17 protein-coding genes are annotated in these 21,357 nt (G+C 67.2%); 12 read left to right on the top strand and 5 right to left on the bottom strand.

The genetic code is table 11. The features are described 5' to 3' along the window. Positions 1-6 precede the first annotated feature (6 nt). Complete coding sequence (gene ggt / locus ACNQVK_RS21615) at positions 7-2,061, bottom strand: gamma-glutamyltransferase (RefSeq protein ID WP_418031130.1); 2,055 nt, start codon at positions 2,059-2,061, stop codon at positions 7-9. A 50-nt stretch (positions 2,062-2,111) separates the two neighbouring features. Between ggt and uvrC the strand changes: the two genes are divergently transcribed. The 11 genes from uvrC to secG all read left to right on the top strand — a co-directional run bounded on the left by uvrC (position 2,112) and on the right by secG (position 13,909). Further along, positions 2,112-4,235, top strand: a complete 2,124-nt coding sequence (gene uvrC, locus ACNQVK_RS21610) for an excinuclease ABC subunit UvrC (RefSeq protein ID WP_418031128.1) — start codon at positions 2,112-2,114, stop codon at positions 4,233-4,235. Between the two features lie 37 nt (positions 4,236-4,272). Further along, complete coding sequence (rapZ, locus tag ACNQVK_RS21605) at positions 4,273-5,187, top strand: RNase adapter RapZ (protein WP_044518226.1); 915 nt, start codon at positions 4,273-4,275, stop codon at positions 5,185-5,187. Continuing rightward, positions 5,184-6,242: a uridine diphosphate-N-acetylglucosamine-binding protein YvcK gene (gene yvcK, locus ACNQVK_RS21600; RefSeq protein WP_090425560.1), complete on the top strand. Its 1,059-nt coding sequence runs from the start codon at positions 5,184-5,186 to the stop codon at positions 6,240-6,242. The genes rapZ and yvcK overlap by 4 nt, the downstream gene beginning before the upstream one ends. Further along, entirely contained in the window at positions 6,239-7,216 is a 978-nt protein-coding gene (whiA, locus tag ACNQVK_RS21595; protein WP_301684381.1) for a DNA-binding protein WhiA, read from the top strand. Before yvcK ends, whiA begins: the two co-directional genes overlap by 4 nt. 248 nt (positions 7,217-7,464) lie before the next feature. After that, positions 7,465-7,611, top strand: coding sequence for a hypothetical protein (locus ACNQVK_RS21590; protein ID WP_418031127.1), 147 nt, complete (start codon positions 7,465-7,467; stop codon positions 7,609-7,611). A 129-nt stretch (positions 7,612-7,740) separates the two neighbouring features. Continuing rightward, on the top strand, positions 7,741-9,516 hold the full coding sequence (locus ACNQVK_RS21585) for an ABC transporter ATP-binding protein (protein ID WP_418031126.1): 1,776 nt from the start codon (positions 7,741-7,743) through the stop codon (positions 9,514-9,516). After that, on the top strand, positions 9,513-10,505 hold the full coding sequence (locus ACNQVK_RS21580; RefSeq protein WP_418031125.1) for a phospholipase D-like domain-containing protein: 993 nt from the start codon (positions 9,513-9,515) through the stop codon (positions 10,503-10,505). Before ACNQVK_RS21585 ends, ACNQVK_RS21580 begins: the two co-directional genes overlap by 4 nt. 81 nt (positions 10,506-10,586) lie before the next feature. Then, positions 10,587-11,609 (top strand): type I glyceraldehyde-3-phosphate dehydrogenase, encoded by a 1,023-nt coding sequence (gene gap / locus ACNQVK_RS21575; protein WP_418031124.1) that lies wholly within the window; start codon positions 10,587-10,589, stop codon positions 11,607-11,609. Between the two features lie 5 nt (positions 11,610-11,614). Beyond that, positions 11,615-12,841, top strand: coding sequence for a phosphoglycerate kinase (locus tag ACNQVK_RS21570; RefSeq protein ID WP_418031123.1), 1,227 nt, complete (start codon positions 11,615-11,617; stop codon positions 12,839-12,841). Positions 12,842-12,844: 3 nt separating this feature from the next. Further along, complete coding sequence (gene tpiA, locus ACNQVK_RS21565) at positions 12,845-13,630, top strand: triose-phosphate isomerase (RefSeq protein WP_044518247.1); 786 nt, start codon at positions 12,845-12,847, stop codon at positions 13,628-13,630. Between the two features lie 45 nt (positions 13,631-13,675). Next, entirely contained in the window at positions 13,676-13,909 is a 234-nt protein-coding gene (gene secG / locus ACNQVK_RS21560; protein WP_019348649.1) for a preprotein translocase subunit SecG, read from the top strand. An 18-nt stretch (positions 13,910-13,927) separates the two neighbouring features. Here the strand turns inward: secG and ACNQVK_RS21555 are convergent, their stop codons facing one another. Further along, positions 13,928-14,551 (bottom strand): LysE family translocator, encoded by a 624-nt coding sequence (locus ACNQVK_RS21555; protein WP_418031122.1) that lies wholly within the window; start codon positions 14,549-14,551, stop codon positions 13,928-13,930. A 107-nt stretch (positions 14,552-14,658) separates the two neighbouring features. Between ACNQVK_RS21555 and ppc the strand changes: the two genes are divergently transcribed. Next, a complete protein-coding gene (ppc, locus tag ACNQVK_RS21550) occupies positions 14,659-17,472 on the top strand; it encodes a phosphoenolpyruvate carboxylase (RefSeq protein WP_418031121.1) in 2,814 nt (937 codons plus the stop codon). 22 nt (positions 17,473-17,494) lie between these two features. Here ppc and ACNQVK_RS21545 read toward each other — a convergent pair whose 3' ends face one another. Genes ACNQVK_RS21545 through ACNQVK_RS21535 form a run of 3 tightly spaced genes read right to left on the bottom strand, consistent with a single transcriptional unit; the run spans position 17,495 to position 21,205 of the window. After that, positions 17,495-18,619, bottom strand: a complete 1,125-nt coding sequence (locus ACNQVK_RS21545; protein ID WP_418031120.1) for an FAD-dependent oxidoreductase — start codon at positions 18,617-18,619, stop codon at positions 17,495-17,497. Between the two features lie 16 nt (positions 18,620-18,635). After that, the gene (locus tag ACNQVK_RS21540; RefSeq protein ID WP_418031119.1) at positions 18,636-19,943 is read right to left on the bottom strand and encodes an ABC transporter substrate-binding protein; all 1,308 of its coding nucleotides are present in this window, start codon (positions 19,941-19,943) and stop codon (positions 18,636-18,638) included. Beyond that, positions 19,910-21,205, bottom strand: coding sequence for an MFS transporter (locus ACNQVK_RS21535; RefSeq protein WP_418031118.1), 1,296 nt, complete (start codon positions 21,203-21,205; stop codon positions 19,910-19,912). Before ACNQVK_RS21535 ends, ACNQVK_RS21540 begins: the two co-directional genes overlap by 34 nt. Between the last annotated feature and the right edge of the window lie 152 nt (positions 21,206-21,357).

Here is a 21,357-nt window from a genome sequence, read left to right as displayed (position 1 = left end):
GCGGGATCAGCCGGCATCGCCCAACACCAGGCCTTCCCGGCGCGGATCGGCGCCGCCGATCCAGCCCGACGGAGTCCGCACCAGGGCTGACAGCCCACTGGACTGATCCGCCAGCGACACCTGATGCCCGAGTGCCCGCAGGCCCTCGACCAGCTGATCACGGTCTCCGTTGGCGACCGTGTCGACCAACGGGTGCTCACCTCCGACGTTGGTCACGGGGGTGTTGGCCGCGCCGAAGTCGATCATCGACACCGCCTGCTGTGGATCCAGGTTCCAATCCATAATGCCGACAAGGGTTTTCACGACGAACTGGATGATCACCGAGCCGCCGGGGGAGCCGACGACCGCGTACAGGGGGCCCCGTTGCGGCCCCGTCTTGTCGAACACCAGCGTCGGCGCCATGGTGCTGCGTGGCCGCTTGCCCGGCTGAACCCGGTTGGGTACGGGCTGGCCCTCGGCGCTGGTCGGCTCGGCGGAGAAGTCGGTGAGCTGGTTGTTGAGCAGGAAGCCGTCGACCATGTGGAACGAACCGAAGGCGGACTCGATCGTGGTGGTCAGTGACGCCGCATTGCCGTGGCTGTCGATCACGCTGATCTGGCTGGTGCCGTGCTCGGGCGGCGGCGGGATGGTCATCGGCGGGGCGAAGTCCCCGGGCGCGGCGGCGCCCATCGTATGGTTGCGCGAGATCAGGGCGGCGCGGCCGGTGAGATAGGCGCCGCCGAGCAGCGACTCGGGCGATCCGCCGGGCAGTGGGACGAAATCGGTGTCGGCGACGTAGCGATCGCGGTCGGCGTAGGCGAGGCGTTCGGCCTCCGAGATCAGGTGCACCCCGGTCACCGATGGGTGTCCGCCGTTGAGGTCGACGCGGACCGGCTTGTAGTCGCTCATGGGGAAGTGCTCGAGCATGCCGAGGGTTGCGGCCACGGCGATGCCGCCCGACGACGGCGGTGGCATACCGCACACCTCGCGACCGCGGTAGGTGGTGCACACAGGGTCGCGGTGTTTGACGGTGTAGCCGGCGAGATCCTGTTCGGTCATGACGCTCGGCGTGCGGCCGCCGCTGGTATCGGCGGCGGCCGCCACGACAGCTCGGGCGATGTCGCCGCTGTAGAAGGCCTTAGCCCCCTCGGATGCGATGGCGCCCAAGGTTTTCGCGTAGGCGGGGTTGGTCATGCGGGTGCCCACCGGCTTGGGGCTGCCGTCGGGGTTGAGGAAGTAGCCGGCGGCGGTGGGATCCAGCCGAAGCTGGGCGTCGGCGTCGTCGATGGCCGCAGCCAGGCGCGGGCTGACGTCGAACCCCTTGTCGGCCAGCGACACGGCCGGGTCGAAGAGATCGCGCCAGGCCTTCTTGCCGAACTGGTGGTGCACGTCGTCGAGCAGCCGCACGATCCCCGGCACCCCGATCGAGCGGCCCGATGCCCGGGCGTCGGGTTTGGGGATGGTGCGGTCGGTCTCCGACACCCAGCGCAGGTAGTTCTCCGTCGCCGCGGCGGGTGCGGTCTCACGTCCGTCATAGGCGCGCACCGCGTTGCCTGCCGCGTCGTAGTAGAGCAGGAAGCCGCCGCCGCCGATCCCGGAGGACTGGGGCTCGACGAGACCGAGCACGGCCTGTGCGGTCACCAGTGCGTCGGCAGCCGTGCCGCCGTCGCGCAGCACCTTGCAGGCGGCTTCGGTGGCCAGTGGATTGGCGGTGGCCACCGCGTAGGTGGCGGTGCGGACGGCTGTCATGTCGCTGCGGTAGCCGGTGCCGATCTCGGGGTTGGCCGCGAGGTCGCGGGTCGTCGGCGGTGCCGACGGTTGGGCAGGGGGCGGCGGTGCCGGCGGTTGGGCAGGGGTCGGCGGTGCCGACGGTTGGGCAGGGGTCGGCGGTGCCGACGGTTGGGCAGGGGTCGGCGGTGGTGCTTGCGGAGGTTTGGGCGACGGGGTCCCGTTGGAAACGATCTGGCACGGGCCGGCATCGGTCCTCGCCGGGCGCCGACTGCCGTCGGAGCATCCGGCAAGGATCACTGCGACGACACTGAGCAGCGCGATGACCGAACGGGTGGACGCCAGCAACCGCACAGTTCGACGGTAGCGGAGTTCCGTCGGATCGCGGCAGTAACCTGGAAACCGTGCCCGATCCAGCGACGTACCGGCCGGCGCCCGGATCGATACCAGTGGAGCCGGGCGTGTACCGGTTCCGGGACCCGCACGGCCGGGTCATCTATGTGGGTAAAGCCAAGAGCCTGCGCAGCCGGCTGACGTCGTACTTCTCCGATATCGCGAGCCTGGCGCCGCGCACCCGGCAGATGGTGATGACGGCGGGCAGTGTCGAGTGGACCGTGGTCACCACCGAGGTCGAGGCACTCCAGCTGGAGTACAACTGGATCAAGGAATTCGATCCACGCTTCAACATCCGCTACCGCGACGACAAGACGTACCCGGTGCTGGCGGTCACGCTCAACGAGGAGTACCCGCGGCTGATGGTGTATCGCGGGCCGCGGCGCAAGGGGGTGCGGTACTTCGGCCCCTATTCGCATGCGTGGGCGATCCGAGAGACACTCGACCTGCTGACCCGGGTGTTTCCGGCCAGGACCTGTTCTGCGGGAGTGTTCAAGCGGCACAGGCAGATCGACCGTCCGTGCCTTCTCGGCTACATCGACAAGTGCTCGGCGCCGTGCATCGGCCGGGTCAGTGCCGAGGAACACCGGCGCATCGTGCTCGACTTCTGCGATTTCCTGTCGGGCAAGACCGACCGGTTGGCCCGCGACATGGAGCAGCAGATGATCGCCGCCGCCGAGGAGCTGGACTTCGAACGGGCCGCCCGGTTGCGTGATGACATCGCCGCGCTCAAACGTGCGCTGGAGAAACAGGCCGTGGTGCTCGGTGACGGCACCGACGCTGACGTGGTGGCGTTCGCCGATGACGATCTCGAGGCGGCTGTGCAGGTCTTCCACGTCCGTGGTGGCCGCGTGCGGGGTCAACGAGGCTGGATCGTCGAGAAGTCCGGTGACCCAGAACAATCCGGGCAGGAGCATCTGGTCGAGCAGTTCCTCACCCAGTTCTACGGCGAGCAGGCCGAACTCGGCGGAGCGGCCGACGAGGCGACCAACCCGGTGCCGCGGGAGGTTCTGGTGCCGGTGCTGCCGCCGAATGCCGAACAGCTGGCGGCGTGGTTGTCGGGGCTTCGTGGTTCGCGGGTGAGCCTGCGGGTGCCGGTCCGCGGTGACAAACGCACGCTGGCCGAAACCGTCGCGCGCAATGCGCACGAGGCGCTGGCCCAGCACAAGCTCAAGCGCGCCGGCGATTTCAACGCGAGATCGGAAGCGCTGCAGAGCATTCAGGATTCCCTGGGCCTGGCCGATGCGCCGTTGCGGATCGAATGCGTGGACATCAGCCACGTGCAGGGCACCGACGTGGTCGCCTCGCTCGTGGTGTTCGAGGACGGTCTGCCACGGAAGTCGGACTACCGGCACTATGCGATCCGTGAGGCTGCCGGCGAAGGGCGTTCGGATGACGTTGCCTCGATCGCCGAGGTGACGCGACGCCGTTTTCTGCGGCACGTGAGCGATGCGCAGCCCGAGCCTGGCGCGGAGCAGCGTCCGCGCCGGTTCGCCTATCCGCCCAACCTGTTTGTCGTGGACGGCGGTGCCCCGCAGGTCAACGCGGCAGCCGCGGTGCTCGACGAGCTAGGCGTGACCGACGTCGCGGTGATCGGGCTGGCCAAGCGACTCGAAGAGGTGTGGGTGCCTGCCGAGCCTGATCCGGTGATCTTCCCGCGCAACAGTGAAGGGCTGTATCTGTTGCAACGCGTGCGCGACGAGGCACACCGGTTCGCGATCAGCTATCACCGCAGCAAGCGGTCCAAGCGGATGACTGCCTCGGCACTGGACTCGGTGCGTGGTCTGGGCGAACAGCGCCGCAAGGCGTTGGTGACGCATTTCGGCTCGGTCGCGCGGCTCAAGGACGCCACGGTGGAGGAGATCACCGCGGTGCCCGGGATCGGTGTGGCGACGGCGAAGGCCGTCCTGGCTGCGCTCGGCGGCGAGCCGCCAAACGAGCCTGGCGGCGAGCCGCCAAACGAGCCTGGCGGCGAGCCGCCAATCGGGTCCGGCGGCGAGCCGCCGATGGAGCCAACAAGCGCGTCGCCATCGGCCCAGAGCGATGGCCCGCGAAGTGAGAACAGCGCCGGACTGGGCGATTCAGGGGCGCCCGCAACGGTTATCGAGGATGATCGACGCAGGGTGTCGGGATGACGGGTAACGGGGACATGAGTAGCCAGGCGGATCGCGCATGAATGAACATCTGCGCGAGGGCGGCATCGTGGGTGGTGCGGACGCGGATTCGGGAATCGACGTGGTGCTGGTCACCGGCTTGTCCGGGGCGGGGCGTGGCACCGCGGCCAAGGTGTTGGAAGACCTCGGCTGGTATGTCGCCGACAACCTGCCGCCGGAGCTGATCGCCCGCATGGTCGAGTTGGGGCTGGCCGCCGGATCGCGGATCACCCAGCTGGCTGTGGTGATGGATGTGCGGTCGCGCGGCTTCACCGGTGATCTCGATTGGGTGCGCAACGAATTGGCGGCACGCAGCATCACCCCGCGGGTCTTGTTTCTCGAGGCCTCCGATGACATCCTGGTGCGCCGCTACGAGCAGAACCGTCGCAGCCACCCGCTACAGGGCACGCAGACCCTGGCCGAGGGGATTGCGGCCGAACGGGCGTTGCTGGCCCCGGTGCGCGCGGCGGCCGATCTGGTGATCGACACGTCTGCGCTCCCGGTGCCTGCGTTGCGTGAGAGCATCGAGCGTGCGTTCGGCGGTGAGACCGTCGCCTACACGAATGTCACCGTGGAGTCGTTCGGCTACAAGTACGGCCTGCCGATGGATGCGGACACGGTGATGGACGTGCGGTTCCTGCCCAACCCGCATTGGGTCGACGAATTGCGGCCGCACAGCGGTCAACATCCGGATGTCCGTGACTACGTGCTGGGACAACCGGGAGCCAGAGAATTTCTCGACACATACCATCGTCTGTTGGACGTGGTGATCGCCGGATACCGCCGGGAGGGGAAGCGTTATATGACCGTCGCCATCGGCTGTACTGGCGGCAAGCACCGAAGCGTGGCGATTGCCGAGGCGCTGGCGGAGCGGTTGCAAGGCGGTGACGGGCTCACTGTGCACGTGCTGCACCGGGATCTGGGTCGCGAATGACCCCGCGCATCGTGGCCCTCGGTGGAGGGCATGGGTTGTACGCCACCTTGTCGGCGGCTCGGCGGCTCAGCCCGCACGTGACGGCGGTGGTGACGGTTGCCGACGACGGTGGGTCGTCCGGGCGGCTGCGCAGCGAACTCGATGTGGTGCCGCCCGGTGACCTGCGAATGGCGTTGGCGGCCTTGGCCTCTGACAGTCCGCACGGCCGGCTCTGGGCGACGATCATCCAGCACCGCTTCGGTGGCAGCGGTGCACTGGCAGGTCACCCGATCGGCAATCTGATCTTGGCGGGCCTCAGCGAGGTGCTGGCCGATCCGGTCGCGGCGCTCGACGAACTCGGGCGAATCCTGGGAGTGAAGGGCCGGGTGCTGCCGATGTGCCCGATCGCCCTGCAGATCGAGGCCGACGTCGCAGGCCTGGAGTCCGATCCCCGGATGAGCCGGGTGATCCGCGGCCAGGTGGCGATCGCCAGCACGGTGGGCAAGGTGCGCCGGGTACGGTTGCTGCCCGGGGATCCACCGGCCACCCGGCAGGCCGTCGAGGCCATCATGAGTGCCGATCTCGTGGTGCTCGGGCCGGGCTCGTGGTTCACCAGTGTGATCCCGCACGTATTGGTGCCTCAGTTGGCGGCGGCATTGCGGTCGACGACGGCCCGGCGCGCACTGGTCTTGAATCTGGCGGCGGAGCCGGGTGAAACGGCGGGGTTCTCGGCCGAGCGTCACATCCACGTTCTGGCCCAGCATGCTCCGGACTTCAGCGTGCATGACATCATCGTCGATGCCAGCCGGGTGCCGAGCGACCGTGAACGGGAGCAACTCATCCGCACCGCCAACATCCTCAATGCCCGCGTTGAGTTTGCTGACGTGTCTCGACCTGGTACACCTTTACATGACCCGGCGAAGTTGGCCGCGGTGCTGGAGGGGGTCCGATTGCGCGCGATGGCGCCCAGGGCTGTACAGGAGTCCACCGTTCCCACGCCCGCTGCGAGGTCGGTCGACGTGGCGCAGCAGGAGCCGGCGCCGAATACACCGAGAGGGGACGATCCGTGGCGATGACAGCCGAGGTGAAAGACGAGCTGAGCCGCCTCGTAGTCAACTCGGTGAGTGCTCGCCGTGCGGAGGTGGCGTCCTTGTTGCGCTTTGCCGGCGGCCTGCACATCGTGGCAGGCCGGGTGGTGGTGGAAGCCGAGGTGGATCTCGGGATCATCGCGCGCCGTCTGCGCAAGGACATCTACGACCTGTACGGGTACAACGCCGTGGTGCACGTCCTGTCGGCCAGTGGAATCCGGAAGAACACCCGGTATGTCGTGCGGGTGGCTGCCGACGGGGAAGCCCTGGCCCGGCAGACGGGGCTGCTCGATCTTCGTGGGCGCCCGGTGCGAGGCCTGCCCGCGCAGGTGGTCGGCGGGAGCGTCGGTGACGCGGAGGCCGCGTGGCGCGGTGCGTTCCTCGCGCACGGATCGTTGACCGAGCCGGGACGGTCGTCGGCGCTGGAGGTCAGCTGCCCCGGCCCGGAAGCGGCCCTGGCCCTGGTCGGCGCGGCGAGGCGGCTCGGTGTCAGCGCCAAGGCCCGCGAGGTGCGTGGCAGTGACCGGGTCGTGGTGCGTGACGGTGAGGCGATCGGCGCCCTGTTGACCCGGATGGGAGCCCAGGACACCAGGTTGACGTGGGAGGAACGGCGCATGCGCCGCGAGGTCCGCGCCACCGCCAATCGCCTGGCCAATTTCGACGACGCCAACCTGCGCAGGTCGGCGCGTGCCGCGGTGGCCGCGGCCGCCCGGGTGGAGCGTGCGTTGGAAATCCTCGGTGACGGGGTGCCCGATCACCTCGCTGCGGCGGGCAAGCTGCGGGTCGAGCACCGGCAGGCGTCGCTGGAGGAGTTGGGCCGGCTCGCCGATCCGCCGATGACGAAAGATGCTGTGGCCGGCCGTATCCGGCGCCTGCTGTCGATGGCCGACCGCAAGGCCAAGCAGGAAGGGCTGCCCGACACCGAGTCGGCGGTGACCCCGGACCTGCTCGACGACGCCTGAGCCGGGCGAAATCGCCAGCACTGCAAGCGATTGTGGTGCCAGTGCCGCCGCGGTCAGTGGGATGTCAAACGCCGCAGAAGTTCTCGTGGTGTACCCACGAGCCGGGGATGCAGTCTGTCCCCGGGGTGCGTACCACCGTCACTGTCGCCGCGCACTTCTTCGCCGAGGGTGCGCCAGTCCGGGTACGGCCTGACCAGACACCGCCACCCACGACCCGATCAAGGTGAAACTGCCACGAAGTCGCCGCCATGGTCGGAGACGTCTGGCGGGCGCAGGCCTGGGGCGGCGGGCTCGGCTGCCTGTTCGGCCCGAGCGGGTGGAGTGAAAACACCGACCTCGCAACGACTGTCGAGCGCAGTGAGCAGAAGCCCTCGGTCCAGAGCGCCATGACCTAGGTGCGTCGGTCGCCGTCATTGCCGACACTTGCCGGGTTGTCGTGCTCGCGTCACCCCGACGTCATTGCGGCGTTGTAGTGTGTGGCGACAAACCTCCACGTCAACCCCCCGATTGAGGCAGCGCTCGCGATGAGACTGATTCTTGAGCTGATTCGCCCTTACCGGTTGCTGGTCGCCGGAATCTTCGCGGTCCTGCTGATACAGATCGCGACTGGCCTGGCCGCGCCCTGGCCGTTGAAGGTCGTGCTGGACAGTGTGGTCGGCCACCACCCGCTGCCGGGATGGCTACACGGTCTGCTGCAGCCACTGCTCGGTGGCGAAGGCAAGATGCACATCGCCGGTCTGGCCGCGATCATGGTGTTCGTCATCGCGGTGATCGCCGCGATCGCGTCGTACGTCGCGAACTACCTGACCGAAACGGTCGGTCAGCGCATCGGCAACGACCTGCGCACCCGCGCCTACCACCACCTTCAGCAGCTGTCTCTGAACTACTTCGACACCCATCGGGTCGGGCCGATCCTCAGCACGCTCACCGATGACGTCGACACCATCCAGGGGTTCGCGTCGGCCTCCACGCTGGGCATCGCGACCGACCTGCTGACCATCGTCGGCATGTTGGCCATGATGCTGTGGCTGCAATGGGATTTCACGCTCATCGCGCTTGCGGTGGCGCCGCTGCTGCTGCTGTTCGTCTCGCGGATTCGTAAGGCCGTCAAGGCGGCGACACACGAAGTGCGCAAGCGGGAATCGGACATCGTCGCGGTCGCAGAGGAAGGTCTGCAGTCGATCCGCGTGGTCAAGGCGTTCGACCGCGAGGAACTGCAGGAGCGCCAGCTGGCGATGGCCGGTCAGCAGGCGGTGGATGCCGCGCTCAACGCCAGGCGGGTGAAGTCGGTGGTGTCGCCGATCGTCACCGTCGTGGTGGCCGCCTGCACCGCGGTGGTGCTGTGGCGGGGTTCGGCACTCATCCTCGCCGGTGCGATGACGGCGGGCACGCTGACCGTGTTCATCTCCTACCTGGCGTCGTTCTTCAAACCCGTGCAGGATCTGGCCAAGCTCACCAACACCATCGCGATGGCCTCGGTCGGGGTGGACCGCGTCAACGCCCTGCTGACCGCCGAGACGTCGGTCGAGGAGAAGCCCGAGGCGATCGAACCGGAGAAGATCAAGGGTGAGATCAGCTTCGAGCGGGTGGCCTTCAGTTACGACAGCGAAACTCCCGTGCTGCGCGATGTCACCTTCGAAGTGAAACCCGGACAGCTCGTAGGCGTCGTGGGGCACACGGGAAGCGGGAAATCCAGTCTGGTCAGCCTGATTCCCCGGTTCTACGACCCGAGTATGGGCACCGTCCGCATCGACGGCGTCGACCTGCGCGACTACAAACTTCACGAACTCCGGCGTCAGATCGCCTACGTGCTGCAGGACACCGTCCTGTTCCGGGGCACAATCCGGGACAACATCGCCTTCGGCCGGCCCGAGGCCGACCACGACGAGATCGTCGAGATGGCCAAGCTGGCCAACGCGCACGAGTTCATCTCCGAGATGCCGCAGGGCTATGACAGCCCGGTCGGGGAGCGCGGGCTCACCCTCTCCGGCGGTCAGCGTCAGCGCATCGGTATCGCCCGCGCCCTCATCCGGGACAGCCCGATCCTCATCCTCGACGAGCCGACCGCCGCCCTGGACGCCGAGTCCGAGCACCTGGTGATGTCAGCGCTGCAGCGCCTGATGAGCGGACGCACGGTCATCACGATCGCCCACCGCCTCAGCACCATTCGCGATGCGGACAAGATCGTCGTGCTCGAGGAGGGTCGAGTGGTCGAAGAAGGATCGCACACCGAACTGCTGACCGCAGGCGGCAGATATGCCGAGTTGCACCGCATCCAATACGAGGACGAGACAACGTGACGCGTTCGCTGATCATCCTGCCCGACGACTCGGCGAAGCCGGTGCTCGACGCGATCGCCGCGTCCACCCGGTCGGTGCGGATCAAGATGTTCGCCTTCAACCACCTGCCGCTGCTGGAGGCGGTCGTGGCCGCCCACCGGCGCGGCGTGGATGTCAAGGTCATGCTCAACCCCGAACGTCGCGACGGGGAAACCGACAACGATGTCGCGCGGGAGACGTTGCAGCGGTTCGGCATCGAGGTCCGGGCCAGCAACCCGGCCTTCGATCTGACGCACGAGAAGTCCATGGTGGTCGATGACGACCATGCGTTCGTCGAGTCGTTGAACTGGACCGAGGAGAACTTCACGGTGACGCGCGACTACGCCGTCGTCACGCCCAGCGCCTACGAAGTCGCCGAGATCGTCGACTGCTTCGAAGCCGACTGGGCTCGGGAGGCGTTCGACCCAGGCGGCGGGGCACACCTGATCTGGTGCCCGAGCAACGGTCGGCATCGCATCGCCGAGTTCATCGACAGTGCCAAGCACACCCTGTTCGTCCAGAACGAGCGCTATCAGGATCCGGTGATCATCGAGCGCCTGGTCCGAGCGGCGCATCGCGGGGTGAAGGTTCACGTCATGGCCCGCGCGGCCCACCACCTCAAGTCGGGCAAGCTTCTCGAAGGCGTCAGCGGGATGCGCATCCTCGACGACGTCGGCATCAAGATCCACCGGCTCAAGCACATGAAGCTGCACGCGAAAATGATTCTGGCCGACCACGAGCGGGCCATCGTCGGCTCGATCAACTTCTCCCCGGGAAGCTTCGACCATCGGCGCGAGCTGGCCATCGAGGTGACCGATCACCACATCATCAAACGCCTGAACGAGGTGGCGCATCACGACTGGAAACACTCCGAGCCGATGGACCTGTCGGACGAGGGGTTGATCGCCGATCTCGTCGGTCAGGACCCGCACGAACTCGACCAACTCGCCCTACACGACCCCGATATCTGATGCACTGACCGGGCCGCACGTACAGGACGCATCACTACTAGGCTGGCGGCGGGCAGTTACCGGCAACTGAGGGAGAATCACGTGACCATCCGGGTAGGCGTTAACGGCTTCGGCCGAATCGGGCGCAACTTCTACCGGGCCCTGGCGACGCAGCAGGCCGAGGGTCAGAACACTGACATCGAGATCGTGGCGGTGAACGACCTCACTGACAACGCCACCCTGGCTCACCTGCTGAAATTCGACTCGATTCTGGGCCGGCTGCCGCAGGACGTCAGCCTGGAGGGCGAAGACACCATCGTCATCGGCGACAAGAAGATCAAGGCGCTGGAGGTCAAGGAAGGCCCGGCGGCGCTGCCCTGGGGTGACCTGGGCGTCGATGTCGTCGTCGAGTCCACCGGTATCTTCACCGCCCGCGCCAAGGCGCAGGGGCACCTCGATGCCGGCGCCAAGAAGGTCATCATCTCCGCGCCGGCCAGCGATGAGGACATCACCATCGTGCTGGGCGTCAACGACGACAAGTACGACGGCAGCCAGAACATCATCTCCAACGCCTCGTGCACCACGAACTGCCTCGGCCCGCTGGCCAAGGTCCTCAACGACGAGTTCGGCATCGTCAATGGCCTCATGACCACCATCCACGCCTACACCCAGGATCAGAACCTGCAGGACGGCCCGCACAAGGATCTGCGCCGCGCCCGCGCTGCCGCGCTGAACATCGTGCCGACCTCGACCGGCGCCGCAAAAGCGATTGGCCTCGTCTTACCCGAACTGAAAGGCAAGCTGGACGGCTACGCCCTTCGGGTGCCGATCCCCACGGGTTCGGTCACGGACCTGACCGCCGAGCTCAAGAAGTCGGCCAGCGCCGACGAGATCAACGCGGCCATGAAGGCCGCCGCCGAGGGGCCGATGAAAGGCATCCTCAAGTACTACGACGCGCCGATCGTGTCCAGTGACATCGTCACCGACCCGCACAGCTCGATCTTCGACTCGGGCCTGACCAAGGTGATCGACAACCAGGCCAAGGTCGTCTCCTGGTACGACAACGAGTGGGGCTACTCCAACCGTCTCGCCGATCTGGTCGCGCTCGTCGGAAAGTCCCTCTAGTACCGATGACTGTCAAGACACTCGCCGACCTGCTGGCCGAGGGCGTGGAAGGTCGGGGCGTTCTCGTGCGCTCCGACCTGAACGTCCCCCTCGATGACGAGGGCAACATCACCGACCTGGGCCGCATCATCGCCTCGGTCCCGACCCTGTCCGCGCTGGCCGAAGCCGGCGCCAAGGTCGTCGTCACCGCGCACCTGGGCCGCCCCAAGGGAACCCCGGACCCGAAGCTGTCGCTGGCCCCGGTCGCCGCGGCGCTGGGGGAGAAGCTGGGACGCCACGTCCAGCTGGCCGGCGACGTGGTCGGCACCGACGCACTGGCTCGCGCCGAGGGACTCACCGACGGTGACGTCCTGCTGCTGGAGAACATCCGTTTCGATCCCCGGGAGACCAGCAAGGACGACGCCGAGCGGCTGGCGCTGGCCAAGGCGCTGGCCGCCCTGGTCGAGGGTGCCGACGGCTCGCCGGGTGCCTTCGTCTCCGACGGCTTCGGCGTGGTGCACCGCAAGCAAGCCTCGGTGTACGACGTCGCCACCCTGCTGCCGCATTACGCGGGCACGCTGGTGGCCACCGAGGTCAAGGTGCTCGAGCAGCTGACCAACTCGACCGAGCGGCCCTACGCCGTGGTGCTCGGCGGGTCCAAGGTCTCCGACAAACTCGCGGTGATCGAGAACCTGGCCACCAAGGCCGACAGCATCGTCATCGGCGGCGGTATGTGCTTCACCTTCCTTGCCGCCCAAGGGGTTTCGGTCGGAACCTCGCTGTTGCAGGAAGAGATGATCGACACCTGCAAGCGGCTGCTGGACACCTACGCCGACGTGATCCACCTTCCGGTGGACATCGTCGTGGCCGACAAGTTCGCCGCCGACGCCGAGCCGGAGACCGTGGCCTCCGATCGCATCCCGGAGGGCAAGATGGGCCTGGACATCGGTCCGGAGTCGGTCAAGCGCTTCACCGCGCTGCTGTCCAACGCCAAGACCGTGTTCTGGAACGGCCCGATGGGCGTGTTCGAGTTCCCGGCCTTCGCGGCGGGCACCAAGGGTGTGGCCGAGGCGATCATCGGTGCCACGGAGAAGGGCGCGTTCAGCGTGGTCGGCGGCGGCGACTCGGCGGCCGCCGTGCGCCAGCTCGGCCTGCCCGAGGACGGCTTCTCTCACATCTCGACCGGCGGCGGCGCGTCGCTGGAATACCTTGAGGGCAAAACCCTGCCCGGCATCGAAGTACTGGAGTCGTAGAACATGGCCCGTAAGCCGCTCATCGCCGGCAACTGGAAGATGAACCTCAATCATTTCGAGGCCATCGCGCTGGTGCAGAAGATCGCATTCGCCTTGCCGGACAAGTACTTCGACAAGGTGGATGTCACCGTCATCCCGCCGTTCACCGATCTGCGCAGCGTGCAGACCCTGGTCGACGGAGACAAGCTGCGCCTGACCTACGGGGCACAAGATCTGTCGCAACACGACTCGGGCGCCTACACCGGTGACATCAGCGGGGCGTTCCTGGCGAAGCTTGGCTGCAGCTTCGTGGTCGTCGGGCACTCCGAGCGGCGTACGTACCACCACGAGGACGACGCGTTGGTGGCCGCCAAGGCCGCCGCGGCGTTCAAGCACGGCATCACCCCGATCATCTGCATCGGCGAGCAGCTCGAGGTGCGCGAGGCCGGCAACCACGTCGAGTACAACGTGAACTCGCTGCGCGGTTCGCTGGCCGGTCTGAGCAAGGAGCAGATCGGCCAGGCGGTCATCGCCTACGAGCCCGTGTGGGCGATCGGCACCGGGCGGGTGGCCAGCGCGGCCGACGCGCAGGAGGTCTGCAAGGCCATCCGCGGTGAGTTGGGCAACCTGTCCTCGCCGCAGCTCGCGGCCGGTGTACGGGTGCTCTACGGCGGGTCGGTGAACGCCAAGAACGTCGGCGAGATCGTGGCGCAGGGCGACGTGGACGGTGCACTGGTCGGCGGTGCTTCGCTGGACGGCGAGCAGTTCGCCACGCTGTCTGCCATCGCCGCGGGCGGACCGCTGCCGTAACCCCGGGGGCCTGGGCCGGACACCGCACCCGGTAGTCTTACAGCCATGGAATTGGCTCTGCAGATCACTCTGGTCGTGACCAGCGTGCTGGTCGTGCTCTTGGTGCTGCTGCATCGTGCCAAAGGTGGCGGTCTGTCCACCCTGTTCGGTGGCGGTGTCCAGTCCAGCCTGTCCGGCTCCACCGTGGTCGAGAAGAACCTCGACCGGCTGACCCTGTTCGTGACCGGCATCTGGCTGGTCTCGATCGTGGGCGTCGCGCTGCTGATCAAGTACAGCTAGCCGGTCCCGCCGCGCGGATCACGCCTCCGTCGCGAGCCGCACTCCGAATCCCACGAGTACCAGCCCGGTGAGGGTGTCCAGCCGCCTGCGTATCCGCGGTGTCTGCATCCAGCCCGAGATGGTTCCTGAAGCCACCACCAGGCCGGCGCAGTAGAGCGCGGTCAACACGATGAAGATCGCGCCCAGCGTCAGCGTGGCCCAGCCCACCGGGTAACCGTGCGGTACGAATCCCGGCAGGAAGCTCAGGAAGAACACGCCGACCTTGGGATTGAGGATGTCGGTGAGGAACCCGGCCGTGAAACCGTGCTGCAACAGCCCGGCCCGTTCGGTACCCGGCGCTGCCATCTCGGCCGCGGTCTGTCGCAATGACCGCAGCGACTGCACACCCATCCACACCAGGTAGCAGGCACCGGCGACCTTGAGCACCTCGTAGCCGATCTCGCTGGCCCGCAACAACGCGGCCAGCCCGACGGCTGCCGCGGCCACCCACACCACCAGGCCGCACAACACGCCCAGTGACGTCAGAATCCCGCTGCGGGTGCCGCCGCGCACCAGACTGCGCACCACCACCAGGGTGTCGGGCCCGGGCAAGAGCACCACGACCACGGCAGCCCCTATGAACGAGATGAGGCTGACCAGCACCGGCTCATGGTAAACGCCGGTGTGCCGGGGACACAGGTTGGGCGCCGGGTGATCACGCCGGCAGGCTCGTCATGCGCGACCAAACCGCGCCGCCGATACTTGAACACATGGTGGAGAGCGGACAGGCCGACACAGCACTCGATCCCATCGGCGCGGTCCAGCGCACTCCGGTGGGCCGCGAGGCCACGGAGCCGATGCGCGAGGACATCCGGCTGCTCGGCGCGATACTCGGCGACACCGTGCGCGAGCAGAACGGCGAGGAGGTCTTCGACCTGGTCGAGCGGGCGCGGGTGGAATCGTTCCGGGTACGCCGTTCGGAGATCGACCGGGCCGAGCTGGCCGCGTTGTTCACCGGCATCGACGTTCACCAGGCCATCCCTGTCATCCGCGCCTTCACCCATTTCGCATTGCTGGCCAATGTCGCCGAGGACATCCACCGCGAGCGGCGCCGGGAGGTGCACGAGGCGGCCGGCGAGCCGCCGCAGGACAGCAGCCTGGCCGCGACGTATCTCAAGTTGGACGCGGCCGGTCTGGACGGCGCGGGCGTCGCCGACGCATTGTCCGGCGCTCTGGTGTCACCCGTCATCACCGCTCATCCCACCGAGACCCGGCGCCGCACCGTCTTCGACACCCAGCATCGGGTGACCGAGTTGATGCGGCTGCGCCTGCATGGGCAGACCCGCACCGCCGATGGCCGCGACATCGAGACCGAGTTGCGCCGCCACATCCTCACGCTGTGGCAGACCGCCCTCGTGCGGTTGTCCCGGCTGAAGATCTCCGACGAGATCGAAACCGGCCTGCGGTACTACCCGGCCGCATTCTTCGAGGTCATTCCGCAGGTCAACGCCGAAGTGCGGACCGCGTTGCAGGCCCGTTGGCCCGGGGCGAACCTGTTGGAGCAGCCGATCCTGCGGCCGGGCAGCTGGATCGGCGGGGACCGCGACGGGAACCCCAACGTCGACGCAGGCGTGGTGCGGCAGGCCACCGGGCGAGCCGCCAATGTCGCCTTCGCGCACTACTTCACCGAGATGACCGCGCTGGAAGAAGAGCTGTCGATGTCTGCGCGGCTGGTCAAGGTCAGCGACGGGCTCACCGCGCTGGCCGGCGCCTGCAACGAGCCGGCGCGCGCCGACGAACCCTACCGGCGGGCACTGCGGGTGATCCACGCCCGCCTCACGGCCACCGGACACGAGATCCTCGACGAGCAACCCGAACACGAACTCGATCTGGGGCTCGAACCCTATCGCGCGCCGGGGGAGTTCCTGGCCGATCTCGACACGGTGGACGCCTCGTTGCGGGTCAACGGCAGTGCGGTGCTGGCCGACGATCGGCTGGCCCGCCTCCGAGAAGCGGTGCGGGTCTTCGGTTTCCATCTGTGCGGCCTGGACATGAGGCAGAACTCCGAGGTGCACGAGCAGGTGGTCGCCGAGCTGCTGGCCTGGGCCGGCGTGCATCCCGACTACGCATCGCTCCCCGAATCGCAACGGGTGGAACTGCTCGCCCGCGAGATCTCGACACGTCGTCCGCTGATCGGTGAGGGTGCCGAGCTGTCGGAGTTGGCTCGCAAGGAACTCGACATCGTCGGTGCCGGAGCGCGGGCGGTCAGCGTATTCGGCCCCCAGGCCGTCCCCAACTACATCATCTCGATGTGCCAGTCGGTGTCCGATCTGCTCGAAGCAGCGATCCTGCTCAAAGAGGCCGGCCTGCTGGATGTTTCCGGCGCGGGTCACGGAGACGAGGTGTACGCACCGGTCGGGATCGTGCCGCTGTTCGAAACCATCGACGATCTACAGCGGGGGTCCTCGATCCTGCAGGAGGCGCTCGCGCTACCGGTCTACCGCAGCATCGTCTCCGCACGCGGGCAGCATCAGGAAGTGATGCTGGGATATTCGGACTCCAACAAGGACGGCGGATACCTGGCCGCGAACTGGGCGCTGTACCGCGCCGAACTGGACCTCGTCGAAGCCGCTCGCAAGACCGGAATTCGGTTGCGCCTGTTCCACGGTCGGGGCGGCACCGTGGGCCGCGGTGGCGGACCCAGCTACGACGCGATCCTGGCGCAGCCGCCCGGCGCGGTGAAGGGGTCGTTGCGGATCACCGAACAGGGCGAGGTGATCGCGGCGAAGTACGCGGAGCCGCGGATCGCGCACCGCAACTTGGAGACACTGTTGGCGGCGACGCTGGAATCCACCCTGCTCGACGTCGAGGGGTTGGGCGACGAAGCCGAGCCGGCCTATCAGGTGCTGGATGAACTGGCCGCCCTGGCGCAGCGGTCCTACGCCGAATTGGTCCACGAGACAACGGGATTCGTCGAGTACTTCAAGGCGTCGACACCGGTCAGCGAGATCGGTGCGCTCAACATCGGCAGTCGCCCCAGCTCACGCAAACCGACCACGTCGATATCCGACCTGCGAGCCATCCCGTGGGTCCTGGCCTGGAGCCAGTCCCGGGTGATGCTGCCCGGCTGGTACGGCACCGGCACCGCGTTCGAACAATGGATCGGCGACGACGAGTCCCGAGTGGCCGTGCTGCAGGACCTCTACGAGCGTTGGCCGTTCTTCCGCACCGTGCTGTCGAACATGGCGCAGGTGCTGTCCAAGTCGGATCTGGGCCTGGCGGCACGGTATTCCGAGCTGGTCGACGACGCCGAGCTGCGGGCCCGGGTATTCGACAAGATCGTTGCCGAACACGACCGCACCATCGCCATGTACAAACTGATCACCGGCCAGGACGACCTGCTGGCGGACAACCCGGCGTTGGCCCGCTCGGTGTTCAACCGGTTCCCGTACCTCGAACCGCTCAACCACCTTCAGGTCGAGCTGCTGCGCCGGTACCGTGCGGGGGACACCGACGAACTGGTGCAGCGCGGAATCCTGCTCACCATGAGCGGACTGGCGACCGCCCTGCGCAACAGTGGCTGAATTGTCGCTGTCGCGACGGTGGCTAGCCCACCAGAATGTCAGCCAGCCGGAGCGACACCGTGGCCCGGCGGTCGGCATAACCCCGTGCGGCACGCTGGATCTCGGCCGTCTGCTCCGTTCTGATGCGTTGGTAACGCCGCAGCGCCTGGGTGAGGTCGCCGTCGCGCGTGGTGGAGATCTGGGTTGCCAGCTCCGCGGCGTCCTGGATGGCCTGGTTGGCGCCCTGGCCGCCGAACGGTGTCATCGGGTGGGCCGCGTCCCCGAGTAGAGCAACCCGTGCACTCGTCCACCGGTCGATCGGATCCCGGTCGTACACCGGATGCATGTAGACCGGGCTCGTCGCGGCCCGCAGCATCCGCCCGACCGCGGGATCGAACTCGTCGAACTGGCGGGCCAACGCCTGCAGATCGGCTTGGGCCGACCACAGGTGCAGCGGCGGTTCGTCCACCCCGAGGGTGGCGTCGACGGCCACCTGTCTGCCGGCCCGCACCGGCATCGAGATGACGTGTTTGGCGTAGTCCGCGGAATGCCACGACCGGAGTCGGTCGTTGGAGGCCTCAAGACATTCGGCGGGGCTCACGGCCCGGAAGATCACCGAGCCGCAGTAGTGAATGTCATCGCTGCTGAACATCTTTCGCACTCTCGAACGCAGGCCGTCGGCTGCGATCACCAAACCGGCCCGCAGTACCTCACCGTTGGTGAAGCTGAGCTCGACGTGATCGTCGCGCTCGGTGATGCCGGCGAGCTCATGGCGCAGCCGCACCTGCCCGGAACCCACGGTCGACACCAACAGGCTGTGCAGATCCGCGCGGTGCACGGTGCGTGGCGACACCTCGGCGTCGGCGTAGCCGAACCGGCCGTGTTCGGATCCGGCTTCCGGGGTGGCGGCGTAGTCGGTGATCCTCTCCAGCCGCCCCTTCTGATCGAGGTTCTCGAAGTATTTTGTGGCCGAAGAAATCTCGTTGAAGGCATCGACGATGTTCCACTGGTCGAGCAGTCTCAGGGTCTGCGGTGAGATCCCAAGCGGGCCGCCGACCTCGCCTAGTTCGCGGGTCTTGTCGTACACGACGGGACGATGGCCGTGGTGCTGCAGCGCGACAGCGGCGGCCAGTCCGCCGAGGCCGGCACCGATGATGGCGATTTCCATGATGTGCCTCTCAGGTTCAGGGGATGCGGGCCAGGGCCTCGGCGTCGAGGTAGACACCGGACAACGCGCCGGGCCGATAGCTGGTGACGGTGCGGACATTGCAGAGCGGCAGCCACAGGCCGCTGTCGAGGATCCGCCGCTGGATGTCGTGCACCAGCGCGCCGCGAGCGTCGAGGTCTGCGCAGGTGAGCTGGGCGTCGAGCAGTGTGTCGAGATCGTCGGGTCCGTTGCGGCGGTTCATGTTCCGCTGGCCGACGGCGAACTGGTACCGCAACAGATCGGGGTCGCTACCGGTGAAATAGAAGAATCGGAAGTCGTAGTCGCCGGATTGCTGGCGGCTTCGGAGTTCGGGGAAGTCGACATCTGCGAGGATGAGCTCGATGCCGTGGTGCTGCCACTGTGCCGCGACGGCGGTGAGGATTGCGGCGTCGACGGGGGAGAACGTGCTGTTGAACACCACCTCGAACGAAAGTCGTCGAGCGTCTGCGGCAGTGAGAAGCCGGTGAGCGGTCGCCGGATCGTGGCCGAGGTCGGCCGAGCAGTCCCGGTAGCCGTCGGTCGTCGGCGTGAGTACCGACGACGCGACACCGTACCCATCGACATCCAGGATTGGCCGCAACGCTTGCCGATCGATCAGCAGAGACAGCGCACGCCGGATTCTGGGATCGGTCAGCGGGCCGCGGGATGCGTTGGGGCACAACCCGTAACTGATGCCAGGGTTGTGGAGTTCGGCGACAACGTATCCGTCGATCGGCCCGGCGTACACATCGCCGGTGCCGGCCTTGCGGAACGCCAGCCGACGTGTTCCGTCGGCGACGCCTTCCTCGGTCTGCACCCACCGGCCGGTGCCCAGTCCCGCTGGGCTCCTGATCGCGAGGTTCACACTGGCCAGCGACCGGAGGAATGCCGCGTTGTGTCGCACGAAGTGAAACGTCACCTTGTCGGCCCCGGCCTCGATGCGGCCGAGTCCGGTGAGCATCGTGACCGCGGCCGGCAGCGGTGAAACCTGTTCGAGGGCAATGATGCCGGAGAAGCTCCGCACAACCGCCTCGGGCGTGAGCGGCGTGCCATCGGAGAAGCGCCTGTCGGGCCGGATGGTCAGGTCCAGGGTGAGCGGGTCACGGTAGTGCCATGCGGTGGCCAGCCACGGCAGCAGGTTCCCGGTGTCCGGGTCGATGTCGAGCAGGCTCTCGTAGATCAGCCGGCAGTGCGTTTTCGAGATGCTGTTGTATGCCAGGCGCGGATCGTCGGTGAGCTGATGCGTCGGCCAGCCGAAGGTGAGGTCGCGCATCATCGCACCCGCACCGATTGTGTTGCCTGCCATGCCGAACAGGCAGCCAGCGTCGCGATCAATCCGGTCACCGTCACCACCACGGCCGCCCCGCCGAACAGTGCGGTGCCCAGGCCGTCGATCATCGTCGCTCCCGTTGCCACCCCGATCGCGGCGCCCAGCGCCCGAAGGTAGTGGTACAGGCTGGAATCGAACGGGATGTGCGTCGAATTGGTCAGTACGTTACTGGCCAGCGAACTCCACAGGAATCCCATCGCGGCGCCCATCAGCACCGCACTGATCAGTAGTTGCTGGGCAGGCAGGCTCAGACCGGTCACGATCAGGAATGCCGAGCCGGCACACACGAGCCGAGTGCTCTTCGGATTGTCCCCGGGCCTGCCGAACCTCAGCATGGGGATCAGCCCGGCGAAGAACGCCATCGGCACCAGGAACAGCGCCGAGCCATAGGAATTCAGCCCTCGCACCTGTTGCAGGACGTACACCACCGACAGCGTGAACACGTTCGTCGCGATGCCGGCCACGAACACCACCAGCAGGCTTCTCGACAGGACACGTGCCTGTGACCGGCCGCGCAGGACGATCACGGCAATCCCGAGCAGGATCGCGACCGCGAGCAGGGCCACCTTGCTGTGCAGCGTGCCGGACCAGCCGATCGCCAGGAAGATCGCCAACTGCACCGCGGCGAGGCCCACGAGCGGGATCGCCTCCCGGTGGGGCGTGGTGTGTTCGTCGGTGGTAGCCGAGGTCCCCGGTGCCAGGGCCAACAGCACCATCGCCACGACCGTGGTCACCACCGTCTCGTACGGGAACGAGCGCCAGCCCCACAGATCGTTGAGCAGAGCGGTGATCAACGGGGAACACAGTGCGGATGCCGACACCACCAGGCCCCACGCGCCGAGGACGGTCGAGTGATGGTCCGGATAGAACTGAGCCCGGATGATCCGGAAGATCTGGGGTGCGAGCACAGCCGAGGCGATGCCCTGCAGGAACCGCAATGCGATGAGGACCCAGAACTCGGGACTGAGGCCGGCGGCGACACCTAGCACGGCCAGCGCCGCCGAACCGGCGAAGAACACGGCGGCGGGCCGGCACCGGTGCGACAGCAGGCCCGCGGGCAGTAATGCCAGGCAGAATCCGGCCAGGAATGCCACACCGATGTAGGCGGCCTGGGAGAACGGGATACCGAAGTGGCCGGCGATCGCTGAGTTCAGCAGCACAGCCGACGACGAGTTGGAGTAGAGGGTGTATTCGGTCAGGTAGAGCGACGCCGCAACGGCGTATAGGGACGGCTTCATGACGCCTCGAAGCTGATAGCAGGATCAAATGGGCAGCGAGAGCTAACCCGCGATCCTCTTCAGCGGTGCCAGGCGGGCCCGGTTCCAGATCGACGCCAGCAAACTAGGTGCGAACGCTGCGGCAGCGTGCACGTGACGTGCTTCTGCGCGAT

The organism is Mycobacterium sp. 134, from assembly GCF_048282715.1.
Taxonomy (GTDB): Bacteria; Actinomycetota; Actinomycetes; order Mycobacteriales; family Mycobacteriaceae; genus Mycobacterium; species Mycobacterium septicum.
This window is presented reverse-complemented; position numbering and strand designations above follow the sequence as displayed.